30 protein-coding genes and 3 pseudogenes are annotated in these 22,862 nt (G+C 69.8%); 9 read left to right on the top strand and 24 right to left on the bottom strand.

Translation table 11 applies throughout. The features are described from left to right. Positions 1 to 8: 8 nt before the first annotated feature. Genes ABFO07_RS32630 through ABFO07_RS32610 form a run of 5 tightly spaced genes read right to left on the bottom strand, consistent with a single transcriptional unit; the run spans position 9 to position 2,343 of the window. Positions 9 to 977 carry a Ku protein gene (locus ABFO07_RS32630; RefSeq protein ID WP_347469949.1) on the bottom strand — a complete coding sequence of 323 codons (969 nt, stop codon included), beginning with the start codon at positions 975 to 977 and terminating at the stop codon, positions 9 to 11. 33 nt (positions 978 to 1,010) lie between these two features. Then, positions 1,011 to 1,502: a DUF421 domain-containing protein gene (locus tag ABFO07_RS32625; protein ID WP_059921837.1), complete on the bottom strand. Its 492-nt coding sequence runs from the start codon at positions 1,500 to 1,502 to the stop codon at positions 1,011 to 1,013. A 16-nt stretch (positions 1,503 to 1,518) separates the two neighbouring features. Then, positions 1,519 to 1,890, bottom strand: coding sequence for a DUF3022 domain-containing protein (locus ABFO07_RS32620; RefSeq protein WP_059806621.1), 372 nt, complete (start codon positions 1,888 to 1,890; stop codon positions 1,519 to 1,521). Between the two features lie 59 nt (positions 1,891 to 1,949). After that, the gene (locus tag ABFO07_RS32615; RefSeq protein WP_069236600.1) at positions 1,950 to 2,111 is read right to left on the bottom strand and encodes a DUF1328 domain-containing protein; all 162 of its coding nucleotides are present in this window, start codon (positions 2,109 to 2,111) and stop codon (positions 1,950 to 1,952) included. A gap of 43 nt (positions 2,112 to 2,154) precedes the next feature. Beyond that, the gene (locus tag ABFO07_RS32610; RefSeq protein WP_059880512.1) at positions 2,155 to 2,343 is read right to left on the bottom strand and encodes a DUF3008 family protein; all 189 of its coding nucleotides are present in this window, start codon (positions 2,341 to 2,343) and stop codon (positions 2,155 to 2,157) included. Between the two features lie 428 nt (positions 2,344 to 2,771). On the opposite strand from ABFO07_RS32610, the gene ABFO07_RS32605 reads away from it, so the two are divergent. After that, positions 2,772 to 3,533 carry a DUF4397 domain-containing protein gene (locus ABFO07_RS32605; protein WP_347469947.1) on the top strand — a complete coding sequence of 254 codons (762 nt, stop codon included), beginning with the start codon at positions 2,772 to 2,774 and terminating at the stop codon, positions 3,531 to 3,533. Positions 3,534 to 3,717: 184 nt separating this feature from the next. Here ABFO07_RS32605 and ABFO07_RS32600 read toward each other — a convergent pair whose 3' ends face one another. The 5 genes from ABFO07_RS32600 to ABFO07_RS32580 form a co-directional block, all read right to left on the bottom strand. Then, the gene (locus ABFO07_RS32600) at positions 3,718 to 4,275 is read right to left on the bottom strand and encodes a DUF3005 domain-containing protein (RefSeq protein ID WP_059908242.1); all 558 of its coding nucleotides are present in this window, start codon (positions 4,273 to 4,275) and stop codon (positions 3,718 to 3,720) included. A 76-nt stretch (positions 4,276 to 4,351) separates the two neighbouring features. After that, entirely contained in the window at positions 4,352 to 4,600 is a 249-nt protein-coding gene (locus tag ABFO07_RS32595) for a hypothetical protein (RefSeq protein WP_124595822.1), read from the bottom strand. A gap of 45 nt (positions 4,601 to 4,645) precedes the next feature. Further along, positions 4,646 to 4,957 (bottom strand): hypothetical protein, encoded by a 312-nt coding sequence (locus ABFO07_RS32590; protein WP_347469946.1) that lies wholly within the window; start codon positions 4,955 to 4,957, stop codon positions 4,646 to 4,648. Beyond that, positions 4,954 to 5,196 carry a hypothetical protein gene (locus ABFO07_RS32585; protein WP_124490614.1) on the bottom strand — a complete coding sequence of 81 codons (243 nt, stop codon included), beginning with the start codon at positions 5,194 to 5,196 and terminating at the stop codon, positions 4,954 to 4,956. The genes ABFO07_RS32590 and ABFO07_RS32585 overlap by 4 nt, the downstream gene beginning before the upstream one ends. A 120-nt stretch (positions 5,197 to 5,316) precedes the next feature. Further along, the gene (locus tag ABFO07_RS32580; RefSeq protein ID WP_059806108.1) at positions 5,317 to 5,622 is read right to left on the bottom strand and encodes a hypothetical protein; all 306 of its coding nucleotides are present in this window, start codon (positions 5,620 to 5,622) and stop codon (positions 5,317 to 5,319) included. Between the two features lie 165 nt (positions 5,623 to 5,787). Here ABFO07_RS32580 and ABFO07_RS32575 point away from each other — a divergent pair, with 165 nt between their 5' ends. The 5 genes and pseudogenes from ABFO07_RS32575 to ABFO07_RS32555 all read left to right on the top strand — a co-directional run. Then, positions 5,788 to 5,988, top strand: a complete 201-nt coding sequence (locus ABFO07_RS32575) for a hypothetical protein (RefSeq protein WP_059557402.1) — start codon at positions 5,788 to 5,790, stop codon at positions 5,986 to 5,988. Between the two features lie 58 nt (positions 5,989 to 6,046). Then, a complete protein-coding gene (locus ABFO07_RS32570; RefSeq protein WP_257785953.1) occupies positions 6,047 to 6,172 on the top strand; it encodes a hypothetical protein in 126 nt (41 codons plus the stop codon). A 93-nt stretch (positions 6,173 to 6,265) separates the two neighbouring features. Continuing rightward, positions 6,266 to 6,760, top strand: coding sequence for a PRC-barrel domain-containing protein (locus tag ABFO07_RS32565; RefSeq protein ID WP_059557398.1), 495 nt, complete (start codon positions 6,266 to 6,268; stop codon positions 6,758 to 6,760). Between the two features lie 256 nt (positions 6,761 to 7,016). Continuing rightward, a complete protein-coding gene (locus ABFO07_RS32560; RefSeq protein WP_347469945.1) occupies positions 7,017 to 7,646 on the top strand; it encodes a UdgX family uracil-DNA binding protein in 630 nt (209 codons plus the stop codon). Positions 7,647 to 7,660: 14 nt separating this feature from the next. Next, positions 7,661 to 7,982, top strand: a pseudogene (locus ABFO07_RS32555) (divalent metal cation transporter); the annotation flags it as partial. A gap of 170 nt (positions 7,983 to 8,152) precedes the next feature. Here the strand turns inward: ABFO07_RS32555 and ABFO07_RS32550 are convergent. The 4 genes from ABFO07_RS32550 to ABFO07_RS32535 form a co-directional block, all read right to left on the bottom strand. Beyond that, the gene (locus ABFO07_RS32550; RefSeq protein WP_060293849.1) at positions 8,153 to 8,401 is read right to left on the bottom strand and encodes a hypothetical protein; all 249 of its coding nucleotides are present in this window, start codon (positions 8,399 to 8,401) and stop codon (positions 8,153 to 8,155) included. Positions 8,402 to 8,528: 127 nt separating this feature from the next. Beyond that, a complete protein-coding gene (locus ABFO07_RS32545) occupies positions 8,529 to 9,092 on the bottom strand; it encodes an Hsp20/alpha crystallin family protein (protein WP_060014821.1) in 564 nt (187 codons plus the stop codon). 173 nt (positions 9,093 to 9,265) lie between these two features. After that, positions 9,266 to 9,673: an Hsp20/alpha crystallin family protein gene (locus ABFO07_RS32540; RefSeq protein ID WP_059806120.1), complete on the bottom strand. Its 408-nt coding sequence runs from the start codon at positions 9,671 to 9,673 to the stop codon at positions 9,266 to 9,268. Between the two features lie 15 nt (positions 9,674 to 9,688). Beyond that, positions 9,689 to 10,129 carry an Hsp20/alpha crystallin family protein gene (locus ABFO07_RS32535; protein ID WP_059806124.1) on the bottom strand — a complete coding sequence of 147 codons (441 nt, stop codon included), beginning with the start codon at positions 10,127 to 10,129 and terminating at the stop codon, positions 9,689 to 9,691. Between the two features lie 281 nt (positions 10,130 to 10,410). Here ABFO07_RS32535 and ABFO07_RS32530 point away from each other — a divergent pair, with 281 nt between their 5' ends. Next, on the top strand, positions 10,411 to 11,094 hold the full coding sequence (locus ABFO07_RS32530) for a ParB/Srx family N-terminal domain-containing protein (RefSeq protein WP_060014819.1): 684 nt from the start codon (positions 10,411 to 10,413) through the stop codon (positions 11,092 to 11,094). A 217-nt stretch (positions 11,095 to 11,311) separates the two neighbouring features. On the opposite strand, the gene ABFO07_RS32525 is transcribed toward ABFO07_RS32530, so the two are convergent. The 8 genes from ABFO07_RS32525 to ABFO07_RS32490 are packed head-to-tail and all read right to left on the bottom strand — an operon-like array spanning position 11,312 to position 17,127. Then, entirely contained in the window at positions 11,312 to 12,484 is a 1,173-nt protein-coding gene (locus ABFO07_RS32525; protein ID WP_060014817.1) for an alcohol dehydrogenase catalytic domain-containing protein, read from the bottom strand. A 59-nt stretch (positions 12,485 to 12,543) separates the two neighbouring features. Beyond that, entirely contained in the window at positions 12,544 to 13,152 is a 609-nt protein-coding gene (locus ABFO07_RS32520) for a ferritin-like domain-containing protein (RefSeq protein ID WP_059806134.1), read from the bottom strand. Between the two features lie 56 nt (positions 13,153 to 13,208). Further along, positions 13,209 to 13,814 (bottom strand): DUF4142 domain-containing protein, encoded by a 606-nt coding sequence (locus tag ABFO07_RS32515; RefSeq protein ID WP_060014815.1) that lies wholly within the window; start codon positions 13,812 to 13,814, stop codon positions 13,209 to 13,211. Positions 13,815 to 13,843: 29 nt separating this feature from the next. Further along, the gene (locus tag ABFO07_RS32510; protein ID WP_060014813.1) at positions 13,844 to 14,701 is read right to left on the bottom strand and encodes a glucose 1-dehydrogenase; all 858 of its coding nucleotides are present in this window, start codon (positions 14,699 to 14,701) and stop codon (positions 13,844 to 13,846) included. 37 nt (positions 14,702 to 14,738) lie between these two features. Next, the gene (locus tag ABFO07_RS32505; RefSeq protein ID WP_059959326.1) at positions 14,739 to 15,302 is read right to left on the bottom strand and encodes a hypothetical protein; all 564 of its coding nucleotides are present in this window, start codon (positions 15,300 to 15,302) and stop codon (positions 14,739 to 14,741) included. A 49-nt stretch (positions 15,303 to 15,351) separates the two neighbouring features. Continuing rightward, complete coding sequence (locus ABFO07_RS32500; RefSeq protein WP_059959323.1) at positions 15,352 to 15,651, bottom strand: DUF2795 domain-containing protein; 300 nt, start codon at positions 15,649 to 15,651, stop codon at positions 15,352 to 15,354. A 30-nt stretch (positions 15,652 to 15,681) separates the two neighbouring features. Next, on the bottom strand, positions 15,682 to 16,710 hold the full coding sequence (locus tag ABFO07_RS32495; RefSeq protein ID WP_124490618.1) for an SDR family oxidoreductase: 1,029 nt from the start codon (positions 16,708 to 16,710) through the stop codon (positions 15,682 to 15,684). A gap of 27 nt (positions 16,711 to 16,737) precedes the next feature. Further along, on the bottom strand, positions 16,738 to 17,127 hold the full coding sequence (locus tag ABFO07_RS32490) for a BON domain-containing protein (protein ID WP_059806152.1): 390 nt from the start codon (positions 17,125 to 17,127) through the stop codon (positions 16,738 to 16,740). A 254-nt stretch (positions 17,128 to 17,381) separates the two neighbouring features. Here ABFO07_RS32490 and ABFO07_RS32485 point away from each other — a divergent pair. Then, positions 17,382 to 18,113 (top strand): annotated as a pseudogene (locus ABFO07_RS32485) (glycosyltransferase); the annotation flags it as partial. A gap of 381 nt (positions 18,114 to 18,494) precedes the next feature. Here ABFO07_RS32485 and ABFO07_RS32475 read toward each other — a convergent pair. Then, complete coding sequence (locus ABFO07_RS32475; protein ID WP_347469942.1) at positions 18,495 to 20,780, bottom strand: hybrid sensor histidine kinase/response regulator; 2,286 nt, start codon at positions 20,778 to 20,780, stop codon at positions 18,495 to 18,497. 98 nt (positions 20,781 to 20,878) lie between these two features. Here ABFO07_RS32475 and ABFO07_RS32470 point away from each other — a divergent pair. Further along, positions 20,879 to 21,019 (top strand): annotated as a pseudogene (locus ABFO07_RS32470) (PIG-L family deacetylase); the annotation flags it as partial. A gap of 138 nt (positions 21,020 to 21,157) precedes the next feature. Here ABFO07_RS32470 and ABFO07_RS32465 read toward each other — a convergent pair. Beyond that, a complete protein-coding gene (locus tag ABFO07_RS32465; RefSeq protein WP_347469941.1) occupies positions 21,158 to 22,585 on the bottom strand; it encodes a sigma-54-dependent transcriptional regulator in 1,428 nt (475 codons plus the stop codon). Positions 22,586 to 22,862 lie beyond the last annotated feature (277 nt).

The raw sequence follows: 22,862 nt of genomic DNA, 5'->3' as shown, positions 1-22,862 counted from the left end.
GGGCCGCGTCACGCCGCCCGCTTCTTGTGCGGTGCGGCCTTCTTCGCCGCGCCGCGCGTCGTGTGCGTGCCCGTGCCGGCCTTCGTCGGCGTGCGCTTCGCGGCGGCCTTCTTCGCCGGTGCGCGCGCGCGCGGCGCGGCGCCGTCGTCCGCCGCTTCGTCGCGGGCACCGCCCCCCTGGCGCAGGCTGCGTTTCAGCAGTTCGGTCAGGTCGACGACGTTCGCGGCCGCGCGCGCCGACGCGGACGGATGCGCGCCGAGATCCCCGACCTCCTCGATTTTGCCGGAGCGCACCTTGCGCTCGACCAGTTCGAGGATGTCGTCGCGGAACGTTTCGCGATACTGGTCCGGCGTCCAGTCGCCGGACATCTCGGCGATCAGCTTCTTCGCCATGTCGAATTCGCGCGCGCTCACGCCGGCGCGCCGCGCATCGGCGGCGGGCGCCGGCAGCTCGTCGAGCGGGCGCAGCTCCTCCTGCCAGCGCAGCGTGTCGAGCGCGAGCAGCGGCCCGACCGGAATCAGCGCGCCGAGATGCTGACGGTCGCGCATCACGACGTGCGCGATGCCGATCCGGCCGCTGTCCTTCAGCGCGTCGCGCAGCAGCGCATAGACCTTTTCGCCGTGGCGATCCGGCACGAGGTAGTACGGCGTGTCGAGATACAGGAACGACACGGCCTGCTCGTCGACGAAGGTCAGGATGTCGACCGTCTGCGTCGATTCGGGGTTTGCCGCGCGAATCTCGTCGTCGCTCAGGATCACGTAGCGTTCCTTTTCGTATTCGTAGCCGCGCACGATGTCGTCGCGCATGACTTCCTTGCCGGTGCGCTTGTTGATCTGCCGGTAGCCGACCGGGTCCATCGAGCGCTTGTCGAGCAGCCGGAACGACGGCTTGACCGTGCGCGTCGCCGGGTAGAGCTGCACCGGCACGTGCACGAGCCCGAAGCTGATCGCGCCTTTCCAGATCATCCGGGATGCCATGGTGTGCCCTCCTTCATCGCATGGGCGCGGGCGTCACGGCTTGCGCCGGATCACGCTCACATGCCCGTTGCGCTCGAGGATCGCGGCCGACACGCCGGCGAGGCTGCGCTCGCCGAGCGCCTGCCGCACGCTTTCGTGGACGTCGCTCTCCGTGATGAGCGCCGCGCGCATTTGCGCATCGTCGAAGCGGCCGTCGCGATACACCTCGCGCTCCGCGCCCACCACGAGCCGCTCGAGGCGCGCCCAGCGCACGCACATCCATGCGAGCGCGCGATGGATGAGCACGATCGCGAGCGACGCGACCACCGTCGCGACGAACGGCGACGCGCCGACCACCGCGCGGCTCAGCGTCGCGCCGAGCAGGATGCCGACGACGTAGTCGAACGGCGAGCGCTGCCCGAACGCGCGCCGTCCGGCGACCCGGATCAGCACGAGCGCGATGAAGAACACGACGATCGCGCGCAACGTCATCTGCATGGGATTGAGCAGCCGGCCCTCGCCGAACAGCGTGACGATGATGTCCATGGCGTGTCGTCGCGCGTCACGGGCCGCGCACGGCCTCGTCGATCATCGCGGCCGTGACGTCGAGCATCGCGCTGCATTCGATGCCGGCGTCCTCGACGCGCGGCGTGCGCGCGTCCACCGCCTGCCGTGCGATGTCGCACAGCCGCGCGTTGACGCGCAGGCGCGCGTCCGCGCCAAGCGACGCGTAGTGCGCGAGCACGACGGGCGCGAAGCCGAGATTCACCGTGCAGCGCCATTCGCGGCCGCTCGATTCGTCCGGCACCGGCAGGCGGACCCACGACACCTGGATCGTGAGCCCGCCCGACGCGTCGTCCGCATAGACGACCACGGTCGCCTGCGACGGAAAGCCGTTCGCCAGCGCGCGTTCGAGTTCGGCCACCCGCTCCATCACCTCGGGGGGCGGCGTCGTGCCGCCGCGCTCGCGCGCGGACGGCGGCTGCGGAGTCGTCATCGTCGGACCACGCCCAGCAGCAGCGTGACCAGGAAGATCACGACGAAGATCACGAACAGGACCTTCGCGATTTCCGCGGCGCCGGCGGCAATGCCGCCGAAGCCGAAGACCGCCGCGATGATCGCAACGATGAAGAAAATGAGCGCGTATCGAAGCATCTTGCCCTCCCTTGAATGGAGATCGTGGAAACCGTCGCATGCGCTAGGCGTCGCGCTTGTGCTTCGGCTTGCCGCGCGTCGGCGTCGCCGCCATGTCCTCGAGCTGCTTTTCGCTCATCGACTTGTACATCGACTTCGACGGCGGCTTGAGGTCCTTCGCTTTCGTCGTGCCGCGCTTGGCGGACAGGGCGGCCCCGGCTGCGCGCTGCTGGGCCTGGGATTTTGCTGGCATGGTGTGACTCCCTTTCAGGTTCGCGTGCGTCCGGCGCACGATGCCTGTGCGGTCGCAATCGTCATTCCGGTGCTCGCCGCCGCATGCCGGCGGGCGGCGTTCGTTGCATGCGCAGGTGGATGACGTGCAACTTCCATGCCGACAGCCTCCCGCGCGGGGCGCGGGCATCGGGCATCGATTCGCCCGTGCGGCATAGCGGCGGCGCCCTGCTTTTTTTACAAATTGCCAGCAAGTTTGGGGGCGCGCGCGGCAGGCGGCGCCGCCGCGCGTTCGCGCGAGCGGGCACGCGAAGTGCGTATTCCGGGCGCCGCCCCGGCGCGCTGCGCCGACGCGGCGCCCACCTTCCATCCACCAACCTGCGTGGCGATCCGGGCGGATGCTCGCGGCGATCGCGCAAGGCAAGCGGGTTCCCCATCCGAGAGGACGACATGGCTTCCCTTCGAACCGTTGTGGCTTTGTGCTCGATCGTCACCGCGCTGGCGGCATGCGGCGGCGGCAACGACGTCGGCACCGAGCTTGGCATCGCCCATCCGCAGGCCCGCTTCATCAACGCGGTGCCGGCCGGCCCGAACCTCGACTACTACCTGAACGCGAAGATCGACGCGGCGGGCATCCCGTACAAGGGGGTGACGCGCTATCACGACGTCGACTCCGGCACGCAGAACGCCAGCTATGACGTGTCGGGCACGACGACGACCGTCGCGGCGCAGACGTTCAGCGCGGCGAACGGGCATCACTACACGACGATCGCGCTGCCCAGCACGCAATCGCCGATCTCGGTGATCGACGATCCGTTCGACAAGGGCCTGCTGTCGGACAAGGCGCGCGTGCGCAGCTTCAACGCGTCGCCGAACGCGCGGGACGTCGACGTGTACGTCGTGGCGCCCGGCACCGACATCACGACGCAGAGCCCGACGCTGTCCGGCGCGGCCTACCAGAACGCATCGCCGGCTACCGGGCAGGATTCCATCTACCTGAGCGGCGGCACGTACCAGGTGATCGTCACGACGGCGGGCAGCAAGACCGCGATCCTGAAGACCGCGCCCGTCAACCTGGCCAACAGCGCGGACTGGCTGCTGGTGACGATTCCGGCCGGCGGTATCGCCGATGTCGTGCCGAACCACATTCACGTGCTGGTCGCGCAAGGCAACGAGGCGGATACGGCCGCGCTGGAACTCGGGCCGCAATGACGGCGCGATGACGGCTTCCAGGCCGGTGACGGGTGCGCGGATACGGCGCCCGTCGCCGCCTTGAGCATCAGCGGCATCAGCTGCATCAGCTGCATAAGCTGCATCAGCGGCGTCAGCGGAATCAGCGGCGTCAGCTGCATAAGCGGAATCAGCGGAATCAGCGGTATCAGCGGTATCAGCGGCGTCAGTCGATCCGCTCGAAGCGGATCACGTGCTCCGTGCGCGTGACGTCGCCATGCGCGATCTCGACCACGCCCACGTGGCGGACCTGCCAGCCGGGGCGCGTCGCGATCTGCGGCAGGCTGCCGCCCGGCCGGCTCTCGAAGCCGCCGAGCCCTTCGTCGGGCGTATCGACGCTGTCGTCGAGCGACGCGTTCGAGTAGATCACGTTGTCCTGCCATTCCGACGCGCCCTGGCGCGCCTCCATGCCCTTGCCGTCGACGTCGACCGTGTTGTCGGTCGCGGCCATGTTCGCGTTGTCGAGCGTGACGATCCGGCTCGCGGCGCGCCGCACGGGGTCGGCGCTGTCGCTCGCGTATGCATCGCGATCGATCGGCGGCAGGCCGGTCGGCGCCTTCGCCGCGACGGCTTCCGCGGACAGCGGCTTGGGCGGGTGCGCGAAGCCGGCCGCCTGGGTCTGCGCGTCCGGCATGTCGGTGCCGGCGGCCGGCGTCTTGACCGGGCTCTGCGCCGCGATCTCCTGCTGCTGCTTCGGTGTGGGGTTCGATTCGCTGTTCTGCATCATGGCTCCCGGCTGGTCAGCCGTGCGTGCCGCTCCGTCACCGACGGAACGGCACGCGCGGCGCGCGAGCGTCAAGTCAATAAACCGTCGCGGGCTGCGCGCCGGGGTTCCGGCTCTCGCCGCTCGACGGCGCGGTGCCGCCCATCGGCGCGTGCGTGTCGTAACGGCTGCTCGCGTCCGTGGTGGGAGCCGGCATCGCGCCGCTCTGCTGCTCGGTCGTGCCGGGGCGCGTGCCGCCATACGGGCCGTTCTGCGTGCATGCGGCCATCCCGCACGTGGCGGCGATCGCGCAGGCGATCGCGCACAAAGTTCGATTCGGTTTCATTGGCTTTCCTCCGGAAAGTGACAGCCGGGCATGCGCGTGTCGCGCTTAGAACCGGTTGATATGAAAATCCCCCGCATACGCGGAAGGGCTGCGCCGTGTCATCATTTCGGCGAATTTCGCGGCGATGCGCGCGAGCGCCCCACGCTTGCGCGGGGCGTCCCATCGGTCGAACGACGCGAATGCGTCGCGATCGAACGTGACGGCGACCACGGCCGGATGGCCGTCGATCCGGAAGCCGACACGCAGCGTATCGGCCGGCCGCTCCTCGATATGGAACGGCATGCCCCGGGCGTCGAAATACCCGCCGATCGTCTCGGCCAGCTCGCGCTTGATGCCGGGCGCCACGCGTATGCTCATCGCGCCCCTCCCGGCCGCATCGGGCAGCGGCAGGCGGACGGCGCCGCACGCACCGGCGGTTCGCGGCCGGGCGGTTCTCGTTCGGGCGGCCGGTGCTCCGGCGGGTCGCCCTCCGGGTGCCGATACGGCTCGGGCATGTCGGGCGGCAGGTCGTCGTTCTCGTCGGGCGGCACCGGGTCCGGTTCGACGTCGGGCAGCGGCGGTTCGGGCCGATGGGACGTCAGCGGGTCGGGTTCCATGCGTGTGTCCTCCTGACGGATATGCCGCAGTGCCGCAACCGGCGTGCCAGCCGGGCACGGGCCGCGGCGTCGCGCGCGGGCGGCGGTCATTGAAATAGCTACATCGGCCGGACAAATCTTTCATGCGTCGTACGCAGCCAGCACGAGCCACAGTTGGCGGCCGTCTTCGCGCGCAGGCGCGGCCAGCGCGAAATCGTCCTGCGGCCGGCAGGCGTCCTGCAGCGCGTGGCGCGCGGCTTCGGTGTCGTCGAAGCAGCGCGCGTCGAGCCGGCGCACCTCCGTCTTGCCCTCGAACATCAGCCGCCCGGGCCGCGCGATCAGCGGCTCGCGCTTCCATGCCTGGAAGCGCTCCTTGACCGTCTCGAATCTGCCGCCGCACACGTTGAGTTCGTAATGCACGCTCGGTGTCTGCTTTTGCGGTGCCATTCCCCCTCCCCTGTCGCCCAACGGGCCATGTGTTGCGGAGGCCGGTCGCCACGCCGACGTCGCGTCGTGACGGTGGCACCCTCCGTGCGGCAATGCGCATACCCATACCGTCATACGGGTACGGCCGTTGCGACAGCAAGCCCATCGTCAGCCAGGAGTCTCAACATGACCCACCCCAAACATTCCGGCCGCGACACGCCGGCCCGCGAGCAGGCCACGCCGCCGCTGAAGGAGCACGACCAGGCACGCACGCGCCATTCGGAACGGCATATCGACAAAGCGCTCGAGGACACGTTCCCCGCCAGCGATCCGCCGTCGACGGGCGGCGTCACGCGCATCGATCCGTCCAGGCAGAAGAAAAAGTGAGCGCCGCCGCGGCATGCCGCTTGCGGAGGTCGCTCCACACCGATACGAGGAGAGTGCCATGCACCGCGTCAACGCAATCCTGCCGCCGGAGTTTGCTTGGCCGACGGAGCGCGACGACGCCGGCGCATCGCGCGACGTGCTCGCGACCACGCCCGAATGCGTGTCGCAGCCGAAGCAGACGTGACGGCGCGCTCGCACGGCGCGCCCGATCGATCGTTCCAACCGCGCGACACATCGCCCGCTACGGGCTCGCTCGCGCCCAGCCAGGAGGACTACCATGCATACCCCCGACCAAGGCCGAACCACGATCATCCGCAAGGGGCGCGAAACGGCCGACGGCCCCGGCCCCGACGTGATGGCCGCCAGCACGCTGGAGGGCGACAAGGTCCTGACGACCGATGGCGACGACGTCGGCAAGATCAAGGAAATCATGCTCGACGTGAGTTCGGGCCGAGTCGCCTACGCGGTGCTGTCGAGCGGCGGCATCCTCGGCATCGGCGACAAGCTGCTCGCGATCCCGTGGAGCGCGCTGACGCTCGATACCGAGCGCAAGTGCTTCCTGCTGTCGGTGTCCTCGGAGCGCATCCGCAGCGCGCCGGGCTTCGACAAGGATCACTGGCCGGCGATGGCCGATCCGCAATGGGCCGGCCCGATCCACCAGTATTACGGCAGCGCGCCTTACTGGGACGTCGGCGACGATCTCGGCCTCGGCCTGCCGGAAGACGACGTGCCGCCCGACTATCGTCCGGATCGCGGCCCCGGCCATCGCTGATCCATCCTTTGCGATTGCATCATCGCGGGCGCCTTGCGGCGCCCTTTTTCATGTATCGCGCGCGCACCGCAGGCCGCTTTTTACAAGCCGCGTGTAATAGCCCGGGCGTCGCCGTGCGTCGTGCGCGCGCCGCGCCCGTCACGGCGACGGCATGCCGATTGCGCGATCGAGCGCATCACCGAAAGGGAGCCGCAGATGCACGACCAATCGTTCCATGCCGCGCGCGCCGCCGGCGATGCGCAAACCGGCGCCGATCATGCGTAAGCCGCCGAACGACCCGCACGACGCCCCCGCCACGCTCGGCGCGTGCCGGCGCTGCCCGCTGTGGGAGCACGCGACGCAGGCCGTCCCCGGCGTGGGCCCTCGCGATGCGCGCATCATGCTGATCGGCGAACAGCCGGGCGACCGCGAGGATCGCGCCGGCGAGCCGTTCGTCGGCGCCGCGGGCCACGTGCTCGACCGCGCGCTCGAGGATGCGGGGTTGTCGCGCGCGTCGGTCTACCTGACGAACGCGGTGAAGCACTTCAAATGGGAGCCGCGCGGCAAGCGCCGGCTGCACAAGACCCCCGCGCAGCGCGAGGTCGACGCATGCGGCTATTGGCTCGAACGCGAGATCGACGCCGTCCGGCCCGAGGTGATCGTCGCGCTCGGCGTGACCGCGCTGCGCGCGGTGCTGCACGACCACGACGCGACGCTGCGCGGCGCCACGGCCACGCTGCAGACCGCCGACGGCTACGCGGTGGTTGCCACCTACCACCCGTCCTACGTGCTGCGCACGCACGGCGCCGATGCGCGCGAGCACGCGTATCGCGTGCTCGTCGATGCGCTGCGGACGGCGGCCGGCCTCGCGCATGCCGACCGCCAGCGCGCCCATGCCGCCCGATGATGCGCCGATGACCGATGGGCGCGCGCATGCCCCGGCGCGACCGCGACGCGCGGCGTGCGGCGCGGCCGTGGTATCGGCGGCTCGGCCCGAGCCTGCTCGCCGGCGCATCGGACGACGACCCGAGCGGCATTGCCGTGTACGCGCAGGCCGGCAGCCGGTACGGCTTCCACCTGCTGTGGCTGCCGGTGGTCGTGCTGCCGATGATGGTCGAGGTTCAGCTCGCCGCCGCCTGTGTCGGGCGCGGCCGCTATCGCGAGGGCGTCGTCGCGGCGATCCGGCGGCACTACTCGGCGCGGCTCGCGAAGACGCTGATCGTGCCGGTCGTGATCGTCAACGGGGTCCGCGCGCTGTACTGGAGCGCGGTGCTCAACGGCGTGGCGGCGGTTCCTGCTGGATTTAAGCTTTGGCTGCGGCTGCGCTGCCCCGTAACGAGAGCGCGAGCGCTATCACACGCTGACGTTGAGCGCCGAGATTCCGGTCGCGTGAGGTTGACCTGCCCAAGGCGTCTATGTGCTTTCCCCACTGCCGCTGCCGGGCATCCTCGTGCTCCGGCGACGCGTGCCGCTCGGATGAAGCACGTCGAGGAACGTTCTGCCCTCGTCGGTCAGGTACGCGCGCCGTCCGCCTGCGGCGCACTGTTCCAGTGTCACCAGTTGGCGTTCGAGCAGCGCATCGAGCTCGGCGCGATTCATGTCGAGCTGGTCCGGCGCTTGGCGAACCAGCATCAGGGTCGCAAATTCGTGTGGACTGAGCATGTCCGTCTCCCGTGAAACTGGGCCCCGAATGCAGGGGAGCGATGCAGAAAAACGAGCCGCGTCGATGGAGCGCGCCGCCTGAAATCTGCCCGCCATCGTTGCACTTTGCGTGCTTGCCTTAGCTGTATTAGCCGATATCGATCGTCCGACTGGTGGGCCGCGCCGGCTCCGTCTTCGGCACGGTCAGCGTGAGTACGCCGTTGTCGAACTTTGCCAAGGTGTGATCGGGGTCGGCGTTTTCCGGCATCGGGATCGTGCGCATGAAGCTTCCATGAGCACGCTCCAGCCGGTAGCAGCCGTTTTCCTCGCTTTGCACATCCTGCTTTTTCTCTCCGCGCAGCACGATTGCCCCATCCTCGACGCTCACCTTCAGATCTTCGCGCTCCATTCCGGGCAGCTCGGCGGTCACGCGCAGCACCGGCCCTTCGTCGACGACGTCGATGCGCGGCTGGAAGCGCGATGAACTGAAGTCGCCGAACCATCGTTCGAGCGCGCCACGGCCGGCAAACGGGTCATGAAAATACTCCTCCACTGCACGCCACGGGTCGCGCGAGAACAGTCGCGGGATGTCCGCCCACGACGACCGCCACTGTTCGCTTGTCGGCGGGCTTTCCGGGCCTTCTGCGTCCGGCTTGCGGGCAGTTCCCCGCAGAAACTTGAAGGGATTCCACTTTCTCAAATCGGTATTCATGGCGTCCTCCGATTCAGCTTCGATCTGTTTCGTTTCGCGAGTGGCGGCCTGCCCATCCGGAGAGCGTGCGTGCGCCGAGCCTCAACGCGCGGCGCTTGTGCACGCTCGCCGAAACACGGCAGGTGCGCGATCGCCGCCACCCGTGCTCCCGACCACCGACCGTTGCCGACAGCTCACGTGGTCTTGACTTCAATGCGCCGTGGGCGCGCCTCGTCGCGACGCGGGATCGTCAGCTTCAGCACCCCGTCCTGCAGGCTCGCCTCGATCTTCGACGTATCGAAGTCCGGCGACAGCGTGAACGTCCGGGCGAAGTGCGGTTCGCGGACCTCGGCATGCTGCACGCGCAGGTTTGCCGGCGTCGGCACCACCGCCTCGGCCTCGATCGCGAGGCTGCTGTCGTGAACCTTCACGTCCAGCTTGTCCTTCGTCACGCCGGGCAGATCGGCCCACAGCGTGACGCCGTGGCTGTCCTCGTATATGTCGACGGCCGGGACGAGCGTGATCCGGCGCGCAGGCTCATCGGTATCGCGACGGGCTACGGTGGACGGGTCGCGTTCAGTAAGTTGGGTCATGTCGTTCATGATCGGCTCCTCGAGTTACTGGACAGTGATGGCGCGCGGCTTGGACGACTCGCGCTTGCCGACGCTGATCGACAGGCAGCCGTTTTCGTAACGCGCCTGGACCTTGTCGGGATCGGCGGTGTCGGGCAGCTCGATGACGCGCCGGAAGGCACCGACGAAGCGCTCCTGCGCATACGTACGCGTCTCGCCTCCAGTGTCGGGTCGCGTCGATTTGCGTTCGCCGCTGATGGTCAGCAAGCCCTTGTCGATCGATACGTCGAGTTCGGTGGCCTTGACGCCCGGGGCGAAGGCAACGATCTCGATCGACGCGTCGGTCGCGCCGATGTTGATCTGCGGAAACGCGCCGAGCCGGCCGGCGCGGATGCTGGACGGGAAACCGCCGAAGAGTTGCGCCATCTGCTGCTGCAGGCGGTCGAACTCGCTGAAGAGGTCGGTTCCGAAGTAAAGATCGCTCATGATCGTATCCTCCTCGATGGCAACCGGGAGGCGAACGGGCCTACGCGCTCCAGTTCGCCTGCCGGACGCCGGCAAACAAATCGAAACACGCAGCGCGCGGAATGGAACGGCCCGCGCGTCTGCCTGAGCGAACATCAGGATAGGATCTCTGCCGAAAATTTCAAGGGGGGTCGGTGGCGGACTTCCCGCGGAACACGTTTTGCGCGACAGAGAACCGGAACGATCCGCCGCCGGGCCGACAGGCGACCGCGCACACCGACAACCGCCATCGAGGCCATCACATGTATCGGGTACCGTTATCGGTCTTGAGGCCGACCCAAATTACGATCGGCATGGACTACGTGCATGCCAAGGCGCTCATCACCGCCCGCTACAGCGGCACCCGGCTCAAGCGGTTCATGCGCGATCACGCGCTCCACGTCGTCGTCGGTCCGCACAACGCGCTTTATGTCGTCGATCATCATCACTGGGCGCGCGCGTGGCTGGATCTGGGTTACTTCGATGCGCCGGTTACCGTCGTCGCCGACTGGCACCACCTCGGGCCTCGGCGCTTCTGGAAAAAAATGCAGGCGAGGCGCTGGGTGCATCCTTTTGACGAGCATGGCAGGCGACGCAGCATCGATCACCTGCCATCGACGATCACCGGTCTGGTCGATGACCCCTATCACAGCCTGGCGGCGTTTTCCCGGCGCGCAGGCGCGTACCGCAAGCCGACGCGCGCGTTCGTCAGCTTCGTATGGTCGGAGTTCTTGCGGCAGCATGTGGCTGCGCCCGACAAGGAAGCGGGGTCGTTCTCTTTGGCGTTGCTCAGGGCGATCAAGATTTCCCGCAGCAAAATGGCCGAAGCATGCCGGGCTATCTGGGCGACAAGCTGCCGTGATCGGTGTCGCGACCGGGCCGGGATCGACGAACGTGAGGGCTTCCCGGCCGGCTCGGCGCCGGCACGCGCAGGGTGTTGTGAGTGAGCATGGAGTCTCGTTCAAAAAGCCGCGTTCCGGATGGGCAGGAAACGCACCCATGGCAAGGACGCGGACGCACATCGGACGCCATTGCCGTGCACACAGCCGATATCGACATACGCGCATGGCCGCCCTGCCCCGCGTCGGCGTCGCGGGCGGCGTCCAGTGTCGAATTTTCAAAGGCTTGTCGCAACGCATCCCCCTGTCGCGCGCCGGCCGCGGCTCAGGCGACCCGCATCACCGGCTTCACGCAACCGTCCCCGCGCGTGCGGCAGCGCTCGTACAGCGCGGGGCCGTCCTCGAGCCGCCCGCGATCGGTGATGACGAATGCGGGATCGATCTGCCCGTTGCGGATGCGCGCGAGCAGGTCGTCCGTCCAGCGGTTCACGTGCGTCTGGCCGCCGCGCATCGTGAGGCCCTTGTTGACGAACGCGCCGAGCGGCACGTGGTCGACGAGCCCGCCGTACAGCCCCGCGATCGACACCACGCCGCCGGGGCGGCACGTGTAGATCATCTCGCGCAGCACGTGCGGCTGGTCGAGGCCCGGCACGATGGTTTCCTTGAAGCGATCGAGCGTCGCGTCGACCGCATCGGCCGCGTGCGCTTCGAGGCCGACGGCGTCGATGCATTTGTCGGGCCCGCGGCCGCCGGTGTGCTCGGTGAGCGTGTCCGACACGCTCAGGCGCGTGAAATCGACCGCCGTGGCGCCGAGCTCACGCGCGAGATCGAGGCGCGCCGGCACGCAGTCGATCACGATCACCTCCCCTGCGCCGAGCAGCCGCGCGGCGAGCGCCGCGTAGAGCCCGACCGGCCCGGCGCCCCAGATCGCGACCACGTCGTTCGGCTGGATCGCGCACTGCGCCGCGGCTTGCCAGCCGGTCGGCAGCGTGTCGCCGAGCGGCAGCGCGCGCTCGTCGTCGACGTCGTCCGGGATGCGCACCGGGCCGACGTCGGCGAACGGCACGCGCACGTATTCCGCCTGCCCGCCCGGATAGCTGCCGGCCAGGTGGCCGGAGCCGAACAGGCCGCCGGTCGCCTGGCCGTAGACCCGCTCGACGAACGCGCGATTCGGGTTCGACGTCTCGCAGCACGCGAAATTGCCGTGCCGGCACTGATGGCACCTGCCGCACGCGATCGTGAACGGCACCGACACGCGATCGCCGACCCGCAGGCGCCGGTTCTCATGACCGACCTCGACGACCTCGCCGAGAAATTCGCGGCCGAGGATCGTCCCGTCGTTCACGCCGGGCATGACCGCGTCGTACAGATGGAGATCGGCCCCGCCGATGCCGCAAAGCGTGACCTTCACGATCGCGTCGCGCGGATCCACGATCGTCGGATCGGCGACGCGCTCATGGCGCACCGCATGCTTGCCGTGCCAGCACAATGCCATCATGTCGTTCTCCTTGACTCAGCGGAGCCGCGGCGCCGCGCACGCGCACGCGCCGGCGGCGATCACGTCATCTTGCCGCGCGCCTGCTCGGCCCGCGCGGCTTCGGCCGCGGAGCCGACCTTGCGCACTTCCTCGGGCGGCGGCAGCACGGCCTTGAAGCCCATCGACGCGATCCACATCTCGCGCGCCCAGCCGCGCGTGTGATAGAGGTGATGATCCTCGTCGGGCTCGACCTCGTCGTGCGCGTCCTTCAGCAGCTTCGCGGCGTCGCCGGACAACTGCTCGGCCGCATAGCCGATCAGTTCCCAGTTCAGGTGATCCTTGGTCTCGGCCAGCACCACGCATTCGGCCGCGACGATCTGCGCGGCGGCCGGCTCGGCCTGCTGTTTCGCCGTCTCGACCGTCTTCACGAGCGCGTGCCCGATCGACGAGACGGCCTTGCGCCCGGGCGTCTGCTCGTCGGGATCGAGCCCGAGCGCGTCGAAGATCCCGCGCAGCACTTCCTGGTGCCGCAGCGTCTCCTTGCGATACTTCTGCCACTCTTTGCGCAAGTCTTCGTCCGTCGCGCACGCGAGCGCGGCGTCGTAGAGCTTCTCGCCGCCAAGCTCGGTTTCGAGCGCCTGGCAGAGCAGCTCGCGAATGTCCGCGTGTTTCGGTTGCCGGTGGGCCATGACTGTCTCCTGAAAAACGGGCCGCGTGCGCGGCCCTCGGGGTTGAACGGCGCGCGCTATTGCGCGCCGACCTTGCGGGCAAGCGCCTGCGCCATCGTCAGGTGATGCCTGAGCGTCGGCAGCGTCGCCTGCGCGAATGCGCGCAGGCCGGCGTCGTGGCCGCCGCGCGCCTCGTCCTCGAACAGCCGTACCGCGTTTTGATGCGCGTTGGGGCCGGCCGCGGCGACGTACGCGGCATCGAAGTCGCGGCCGCGCTTGTCGCGCAGCGCCTCGACGTCCGGATCGACGCGCCGCGCCGACGGCTCGGCAGCGCCGTCGCGCGCCGCGAGCTGCCGCAGGCGTTCGTTCGCCTTGCCGTGATCGTCGATCATGTGTTGCGCGAACGCGCGCACGTCGGGCGACGTCGATTTCTCGAGCGCGAGCCGGCTGGCTTCCACCTCGCTCTTGCCGGCGAGCTCGGCCTTGTCGACGAAGTCGGCGTCCATGCCCCGCGCGCGCGCGGCATCGCGCGTGTCGCCGGCGTCCGGCGCCGGCTTGACCAGCTCGGGCGGCGTGCGCGGATTCGTCGCCGCGGGCTCGCCCGGCGTTTGCGCGTGCACGGCGGCCGCGAGGCCCAGTGCACCGGCGGCCAGCGCCGCGATGATCCGGATGTTCGGTCCCATGTGTCCTCTCCTGATACGGTCGGCGGCCTTCAGCCGCCGACGATCGACCCGCCGTTAGGATGCAGCGTCTGGCCGGTCATGTAGCTCGCGCCGTCGGACGCGAGCAGCACGTAGCAGCCGATCAGCTCGTCCGGCTGCCCCGGCCGCTCGAGCGGCACGTTCTTGCCGAAGTGCGCGACCTGGTCGGCCGTGAACGTCGACGGAATCAGCGGCGTCCAGATCGGCCCCGGCGCGACCGCGTTGACGCGGATGTCCCGCCCGGCCAGCGACAGCGCGAGCGAGCGCGTGAACGACACGATCGCGCCCTTGGTCGCCGAGTAGTCGAGCAGCGTCGGGTTGCCGTGGTAGGCCGTGACCGACGCGGTGTTGACGATGTGGCCGCCCTGCGCCATATGCGGCAGCGCGGCCTGCACGCAGAACACCATGCCGAACACGTTGGTGCGGAAGGTGCGCACGAGCTGGTCCTCCGTGATCGCGTCGATGTCGGGCTGCGGATGCTGCTCGCCCGCGTTGTTCACCAGCACGTCGAGCCGGCCGAGCCGTTCGACGGTGCGCGCCACCGCGCCCCGCGCCTGCTCGCGCACGCCGATGTCGCACGCGATCGCCTCGCAGCGCCGCCCGGCCGCCTCGATCAGGCGCTTCGTATGCGCGGCGTCGTCCGATTCGTTCACGTAGACGATCGCAACGTCCGCGCCTTCCTTCGCGAAACCGATCGCCACCGCGCGGCCGATGCCGCTGTCGCCGCCCGTGACGAGCGCCACCTTGCCGGCGAGCTTGCCGCTGCCGACGTAGGCCTCGGCCTCGTCGCACGGTTTCGGCCGCATCTCGCGCTCGACGCCGGGCCGGCTCGATTGGGTCTGCGGTGGGACGGTGCGGGTTTCGGTCATGTCGTTTCTCCGGTTGAATGCAACGGCGCGGCCCCGCTCACGCGGGCCGCTTCGGCGCATCGCCGGAGCGGCGGACCGGATCGAAATCGCACCATCGTCCGTCCTGCCAGTCGCCGTCGACGCGCTCGATCGAGGTCGCGCCGCTCGCGCGCAGCACGGCTTCCGCCGTCTCCGCCGACGCTTCGGTGACGTGCGCGGCGAGCATCACGCCGCCGTCGCCGCTCTCGAGCGGCCCGGCGCCTTCCTCCGCGCGCTCGCGCATCCCGCCGAGCGCACCGCCCAGCACGCCGACGCAGGCGCCGGCGAGCGCGGCGATCGCGGGCACCAGGCCGTCGCGCCAGCCGAGCGCGTAGACGCCGAGCCCGACCATGCCGCCCGCCAGCAGCCCGCGCAACGCGCCGGCCATCGCGCCGCGGCCGCCCGGCCGCGCGGCGGCATCGGCATATTCGTCGCCGCCGATCGGAAAGCGCGCATGCTGGCCGCGGGGATTCAGGAAAAAGATCGATACGTCGTCCTGGCCGAACGCGCGGTCGTACAGGCAGCGTGCGCTGCCCTGCGCGTCGTCGAACGTCGTGAAACGGCCTGCCACGATCATCGCCATGCCCGCCTCCTCGTGACGGCCCGCCGCGGCAGCGCGGCGGGCGGCGGCCTCAACCGAGCCGGCCGACTTCCTTCGACACCGATGCCGGCGTGTCGTACTCGCGATCGGGAATGCGCTTGAGCATGTCGACCACGTGGCTGTCCGCGTGCGAGCGCTCGGCGCACTTGACGACGTCGGCCTTGCTCGCCGGATAGTCCATGCCCTTCAGCGCCTTCTGCACGTCGACGGGGCTCGGCGACTTGCCGTGGCCGGCCTGGTGGCCGCCCTTGTCGGGGTCCTGCTGCGAGCGGTCGCCTTCGTGCGCGCGCGTGCGGCTCGTTTCATGGCCTGTATGGTGACGGGATGTCATAGCCTGCCTCCTTCGATGGTGGATTGACGTTCAGGATGCCGCGCGCCGTGCGCGGGCAAATGCGGTGACGACGAGCGCCGCGGCGGTCAGCGCGATCGCGCCGGCGACCTTCGGCCGTTGCACGACGGTGTTGTACGCGCAGCCGCGCAGCACGACGCCGTCCATCCCCTCGCGCTCCTGCAGCGCGCGGCCCGGCTCGTACAGCGCGTTGTCGTCGCGGGGCCGCGCGGGGCGCACCGTGCGCTGGCCGCGCGAGAACAGCGTCGCCGCGACGCGATCGAACAGCCGCGGCGCGTGGTATGCGCTCGCGGACGCGAACTTCGCGGCGCCGCCGACGAACAGCGCGCGGCGCGGATGCGCGGCCGCGAACAGGATCGCGTCCGCCGCGATGTCCGGGTCGTAGATCGGCGGCGCCAGCTTTGCCTCGACGTTCATGTAGTTTTTCGCGTGCATCACGAGCATCGTGTCGATCGCGGCCGGCTTGATCAGCGTGACGGACACCGGCAGGTGGTCGGCCTCCAGCTCGAGCCGCAGCGAATCGGTGAACCCTTTCACCGCGTGCTTCGATGCGACGTACGCGCTTTGCAGCGGCACCGGCGCGTCGGACGCCTCGCTGCCGAGGTTGATGATCGCGCCGCCGTGGAAGTCGCTCTTGCGCCGGAAGTGATCGACCGCGACGAGCGAACCGTGCACCACGCCCCAGTAGTTGGTGTCGAACAGCTTGCGCTGATCCTCGAGCGGCACCGCGCTCGACGTTCCGAAGATCGACACGCCGGCGTTGTTGATCCAGGTGTCGAAGCCGCCGTAGGTTTCGACCGCCTGCGCCGCGACGCGCTGCACGTCCTCGTAGTTGCCGACGTCCGCGACCACCGGCACCGCGAGGCCGCCGTGCGCGCGGATTTCCTCGCACAGCATGTCCAGCGCCTCCCTGTTGCGCGCCGCGAGCACCAGCTTGGCGCCCTGCTTCGCGGCCTTGCGCGCGGTGACGAGGCCGATACCGCTGGACGCGCCGGTGATCACGATCGTCTGCTCGCCGACCGGTTTCAGCATGCGATTCATGGATGCCCTCCTGGTGCGGCGCCGCCGTTACTTCGCACGGAGCGTGAGCTGGTCGCGCACGGAATGCACGCCTTCGAGCTGCTTCACGGCGTCGACGGCCAGCGTGCGCTGCTGCTCGTCCGGCACGCTGCCGGTCAGCGTGACGACGCCGCCCCGGGTCTTCACGTGGATATCGCCGGACGACAGATCCTTCGTGCCGATGAGCGCCGCCTTCGCCTTGGTCGTGATCGTCGCGTCGTGGATCTTCGTGCCGGTCGACGTGTGCATCGTCGATCCGCTGTCGTCGCCGGCCGCCATCACCCCCGGCGCGGCGCCGGCGCAGAACGCGGCCGCGGCGATCGCGGCGGTCGCGCCGAGACGCTTGGCCGGATGGCGCTTCAGCCATTCTTTCCAGGCCTGCAATTGTCTTGCGTTCATCGTGACCTCCTTTCGTCAAGCCGGCATCGCGCCGGACACGCTGGCTGTCGCAAGGCGCGTACCGCGCGCCGGGCTTGCCGGGCGGCCTTGTCCGCGGCGCCGGCCACGGCCGCCGGGCGTGCTTTCATCCAACGCGTTGTAATTTTTGCGTCGCGTCGAAATGCGTTGCGCGCACGGTTCGACGGGTACATCGCTTGCGGTGTCGACGCGCACGGAGCCCACATCGCGCGGCTCCGATGGACTGAGCAACCATCGTGCAAAGAATCGCGTTGATCAGCGACCATGCGTCGCCCCTGGGCGTGATCGGTGGCGTGGATGCCGGCGGGCAGAACATCTGCGTGGCGCGCGTCGCCACGCAACTGGCGGAGCGCGGGCTCGACGTCGACGTCTGCACCCGCCGCGACAATCCGCACCTGCCCGACGTCGTGCCGATCGGCGCGCGGATCCGCGTGATCCATGTCCCCGCCGGGCCGCCCGCCGAGGTGCCGAGGGAACGGCTGCTGCCGTACATGGGCGCGTTCGCGGACGACGTGATCGCCCGGCTGCGGCGCGAAGCGGCAACGGTCGACCTGATGCACGCGAACTTCTTCATGTCGGGCGACGTCGCGCTGCGCGTGAAGCGGCGGCTCGGCATCCCGTTCGTCGTCACGTTCCATGCGCTCGGGCGCGTCAGGCGGCTGCGCCAGGGCGCGGCCGACGGCTTCCCCGACGCGCGCGTCGCGATCGAGGACACGCTCGCGCGACGGGCCGACCTGCTGATTGCCGAGTGCCCGCAGGACGCGGACGATCTGCGCACGCTGTATCGCGCGGACGCGAAGCGGCTCGCCATCGTCCCGTGCGGCTTCGATGCGGACGAATTCCGGCCGGTGCCGCGCGCCGCGGCGCGCGCACGGCTCGGCTGGCCGAACGACGCGTTCGTGGTGCTGCAACTCGGCCGCCTCGTGCCGCGCAAGGGCATCGACACCGTGATCGACGCGCTCGCGCGGCGCGGCACACGCCGGTCGCGCCGGTGGCCCGGGCACTCGCCGGCCGCAAGGAGAATGCGTGATGAAAGGCGACGATCGCAAACGGGTGCCCGTCACGGGCGGCGCGGGCTTCCTCGGCTCGCACCTGTGCGAGCGGCTGGCGCCAGCGGCGGCCCGATCTCGCGGCCGCCCGCCACCGGCTCGGCTGGCGCGCGACGACGTCGCTCGCCACCGGGCTTGCGCGCACCGCGCGCTACTTCGTCCAGCAGCAGGCGAACCGCCGCGCGCGCGGCGGCGAGCCGATGCGCGGCGCGCCCGTTGCGTCGCCCGTGCTCGCGCAGCTCGGCCTGCACAGCCCCGCCGCACCGGCCGAATGACGCGGCACCGGACGGCGCGCGCCCGTCAGCCCGCGCCGTCCGTCGTGTGCGCGATCGCTTCCGCCAGCTCCCGCACGTCGACCGGCTTGCGCAAGTAACCGTCGAAGCCCGCCTCGCGCACGCGGTGCTCGTCCGCCAGTCCCGCATGGGCCGTCACGGCGAGCACGCGCACGCCCGCGCCGCACGCGTCGTGGCGCAGCGCGTCGAGCAGCCAGAAGCCGTCGCCGTCGGGCATCGCGAGATCGGACAGCACGACGGTCGGCCGCACCTGCGCGACCATCTCCATCGCTTCGCGGCCCGACGATGCGACGTCGACCTGCGCGCCGAGCGTGGTCAGCGCGGCGGACAGGCTCGTGCGGGTGGTCGCGTCGTCGTCGACCAGCAGCACGTGCTGGCCGTCGAGCGCCATCGGCTCGTCGTCATCCGCCTGCTCGGCCAGCCACGCCATCACGCCGACCGGCTGCCAGCCGATCGGCAGCATCACGGTGAAGGTCGCGCCGTGGTTGCGCCCCTCGCTCTCGACCGTCACCGCGCCGCCATGCAGCTCGACGATGTGCCGCACGATCGACAAGCCGAGCCCGAGGCCGCGGCGCGGCGACGCCGGCGATTCGTCCGCGCGGCTGAATGCGTCGAACACCTTCGGGATGAACCCGCGCGCGATGCCCTGCCCGGTGTCCGCGACGGTCAGCACCGCTTCGCTGCCGGCCCGCGCGAGGCCGACCGTCACGCGGCCGCCGCGCGGCGTAAACTTCAGCGCATTCGACAGCAGGTTCGACAGCATCTGCCGCAGCCGTTCGCCGTCGCCCGACACGACGCACGCATCGACCGCGCAATCGGTGTCGAGCACGATGTCGTTCGCCGATGCCGCCTTGCGGAACACGTCGGTGACATCGGTGACGATGCGCACGAGGTCGACCGGCATCGCTTCCAGGCGCAGCTTGCCCGTTGCGAGCGACGACACGTCGAGAATGTCGCCGACCATCCGCGACAGCGAGCGCGCACTGCGGTCGATCGCGTCGACCGCCTGCCGGTGCAGGTTCGCGTCGGCGGAGCTGCGCAGCACCTCGACCCAGCCGTAGATCACGTTGAGCGGCGTGCGCAGCTCGTGCGAGACCACCGCGAGCAGTTCGTCCTTGAGCCGGTTCGACGTCACGGCCTGCCGGCGGGCGTCGCGCGCGCCGCGCAGCGAGCGCTGCGCACGCCGGTCGCGGCGGCGCTGGTCGGCGGCGCGCCGCACGCCGAGCGCCAGCGCGACGCGTTCGCGCATGCCGTCCTGCGGCGGGCAGGCGGCGACCGTCGCGCGGAACCGCTCGCCGTCGACGCCCACGCACAGCAGGTCGAGCGGGCCGACCGTATGGCGCATGTCGCGAAACGCGTCGTCGAGCGGATGCCGCCGCAGCCAGCGCGCCGCGACCAGCATTGCGACGTCGCGCCCGAGCACGTCGTCGGTGTCGTAGCCGAACATCCGCTGCGCGGCCGGGTTCCAGCTCACGATGCGGCGCGCCGCGTCGATGCCGATCAGCGCATCCGGCGACGCGTCGACGACCGCGCGCACCGTCCGGTTCGCGTCGGCGCGCGCCCGCTCCGCGCGCGCATCGCGCAGCAGCAGCACCGCGCCGTCGACGTTGCCGCTTTCGTCGAGAATCGGCGACGCGATCTCGACGATCGGCATCGGCTCGCCGTCGTGCATCAGCCAGTGCTGATCGGAGATCGCGGCATCGCCGCCGTCGAGCACGCGATCGAGCGGCGTCACCCGCACCCGCCGCCCCTTGCCGTCGTAGACGCGCAGCACGTCGTGCACGGGCCGGCCGATCGCGTCGTCCTGCGTGCAGCCGGCCAGCGCCTCCGCCCGCGCGTTGACGAACGTGACCCGGCCTTGCAGGTCGCTCGCCAGCACGCCCTGCGCGAGCGATTGCAGCATGGCCTCGTATTGCCGCCGCGCGACGGACTCGCGGCGCAAGCGCGCGCCGTGGACGAAGCGCGCGCGGCGCAGCATCGTCGCGATCGCACAGACGAGCACGCCGGCCAGCACGAAGGTGCCGAGCCGGACGAGCCGTTCGGGCAGCGGCTGCGTATAGGCGGACGGATCGGTCAGGAACAGCGTCCACGCGAGCGCGCCGCTGGCGGCCGTCGCGGCGAGCCCCAGCGGAAACGACGTCGCCCACGCCACGCACGCGAGGATCGGGTAGTACAGCAGCAGCGGCAGGTTCACGCCGCCGAAGCGGACCGCGAGCGCCTGCAGCACCGTCGCGATCGCGACCAGCGTGATCGCGATCGCGACGCCCCGCAGAAATCTTGCACCGTGTGTCATCGCGTTGCCTCCCATCGCCGCGCATCGGCGCGCCGGTACGCGACTTGCGCGCACGCATGACGCCGCCCACCTGCGCGGCGCCTCATGGAGATCCGTTCATGCCCTTCCCGACGCGCTGGCTCGTCGTCTCGCCGCACCTCGACGACGCCGTATTCCGTTGCGGGCAACTGCTCGCCCGATCGCCGGGCTCGGTGGTCGCCACCGTGTTCGCCGGCATTCCGCCGCGCGGCACGCTGGCGCGCCGGATGGCACGCGCTGGCCGGGCTCGGCTGGACGCTTCGGGAGCGCCGCCCGCTCGGTGCGCGCGTCGAACGGATGCGGCGGCGGGTCGCGGCGGGCGAGCCGGAGGGCGACAGCTAGCCGCGTGCGCCTGTTCATCACGTGCCCGGTTTGTCCGGCGGCTTGCCGGACGACGCATCGGGCGTTGCGCCGGGCGTTGCGTCAGGCGTTGCATCGGGCGTCTCTTCGAGTTGCGCGAGCCGGTTGTAGATCGTCTTCAGGCTCACGTCGAGCAGCTCGGCCGCCTGCGCCTTCACGCCGCCGCACTGCGCGATCGTGCCCTGGATCAGTTGCCGGTCGACTTCGTCGAGCGACGTGCCGAACGGCACGACCACCCGATCGTCATGCGGATCGACCATCGCCGACAGTTCCTCGAGGATCGGCGGCGGCAGCGTGTCGATCACGTCGCCGTCGCAGAAAATAGCCGCGCGCTGCACGAAGTTGCGCAATTCGCGCACGTTGCCGGGCCACCCATACGATTTCAGCGCCTCGCGCGCGGCCGGTGCGAAGCGCAGGTTGCGGCCGCTCTCGGCGCAGAACTGCTGCAGGAATGCGTCGGCGAGCATCGGGATGTCGTCCTCGCGTTCCCTGAGCGGCGGCAGTGCGATCGGAAACACGTTGATCCGGTGATACAGGTCGGGCCGCAGCTTGCCGTTCGCGAGCGCGTCTTCCGGATCGCGATTCGTCGCGGCGACGATCCGCACGTCGACGTCGACTTCGCGCGTGGAGCCGAGCCGAGTCAGCTGGCCCGTCTCCAGCACGCGCAGCAGCTTGACCTGCGATTCGATCGGCATCTCGGTGATCTCGTCGAGAAACAGCGTGCCGCCGTCAGCGCGCTCGAAGAAGCCCTTGTGCTGACGGTCCGCGCCGGTGAAGCTGCCGCGATCGTGGCCGAACATCTCGCTCTCGACCAGGTTCGCCGCGATCGCGCCGCAGTTGATCGCGAGGAACGGGCCGCGCCGCCGCAGGCTCAGGTCGTGGATGGTCTGCGCCGCCAGCTCCTTGCCCGTGCCCGATTCGCCCGTGAGCAGCACCGACGCCTCGGTGCGCGCGACGCGGCCGATCGCGTCGTAGGTCGCCTGCATCGCGCTCGAGCTGCCGATCATCCGCCCGAAGCGCCCGAGGCTCTGCAGTTCGGAACGCAGCGCCGCGATTTCCTCGTGCAGCGCGCCGGTGCGCGGCACCCGCGCGAAGATGCTGTTCAGGCGCTGCATGTTGATCGGCTTCACGAGGTAGTCGGTCGCGCCGCGCCGCAGCGCGTCGATCGCGGTTTCGAGGCTCGCGTGGCCGGTGGTCAACACCATTTCGCAGTGCGCATGTTTCGGCAATGCATCGAACAGCATCATGCCGTTGCCGTCCGGCAGCACGAGGTCGCACAGCACGAGATCGGGTGCGCGCGTCGCCAGCAGCGCGCGCGCCTGTTCGACCGTGGCGGCGGTGTCGCACGCCAGCTGCTGCGATTGCGCGAGCGCCGCGAGCATCGCGCGCGTATCGGCATCGTCTTCGACGATCAGGACATAGGGCATCGAGCCTCCCGGGGAATGCGCGCCGCCGGCTTCGCACGCGCGCATTACGACAGATGAATCATGTGCACGGCACACCGTTCATCGAGTATAGAAGACGTGTGTCGCGCGTTCGGCGCACATCGATTAAATCTATCCGGCCGCGCGCCACGCATTGCGAGATTCAATAATCGGCGTGCATGAAAATCGGTATCCTTTCCGCATGAAAACCGCGAGACGGGCGGCAAAATTTTCGTCCGGCTGCGAGACGTCCGGTCAATTTCTCCCTATCTGACACCAC

This window comes from Burkholderia stagnalis (assembly GCF_039848545.1).
In the GTDB taxonomy this organism is placed as follows: domain Bacteria; phylum Pseudomonadota; class Gammaproteobacteria; order Burkholderiales; family Burkholderiaceae; genus Burkholderia; species Burkholderia stagnalis.
Note: the sequence above shows the minus strand (reverse complement) of the source record. Positions and strands in the feature narration are given on the sequence as shown.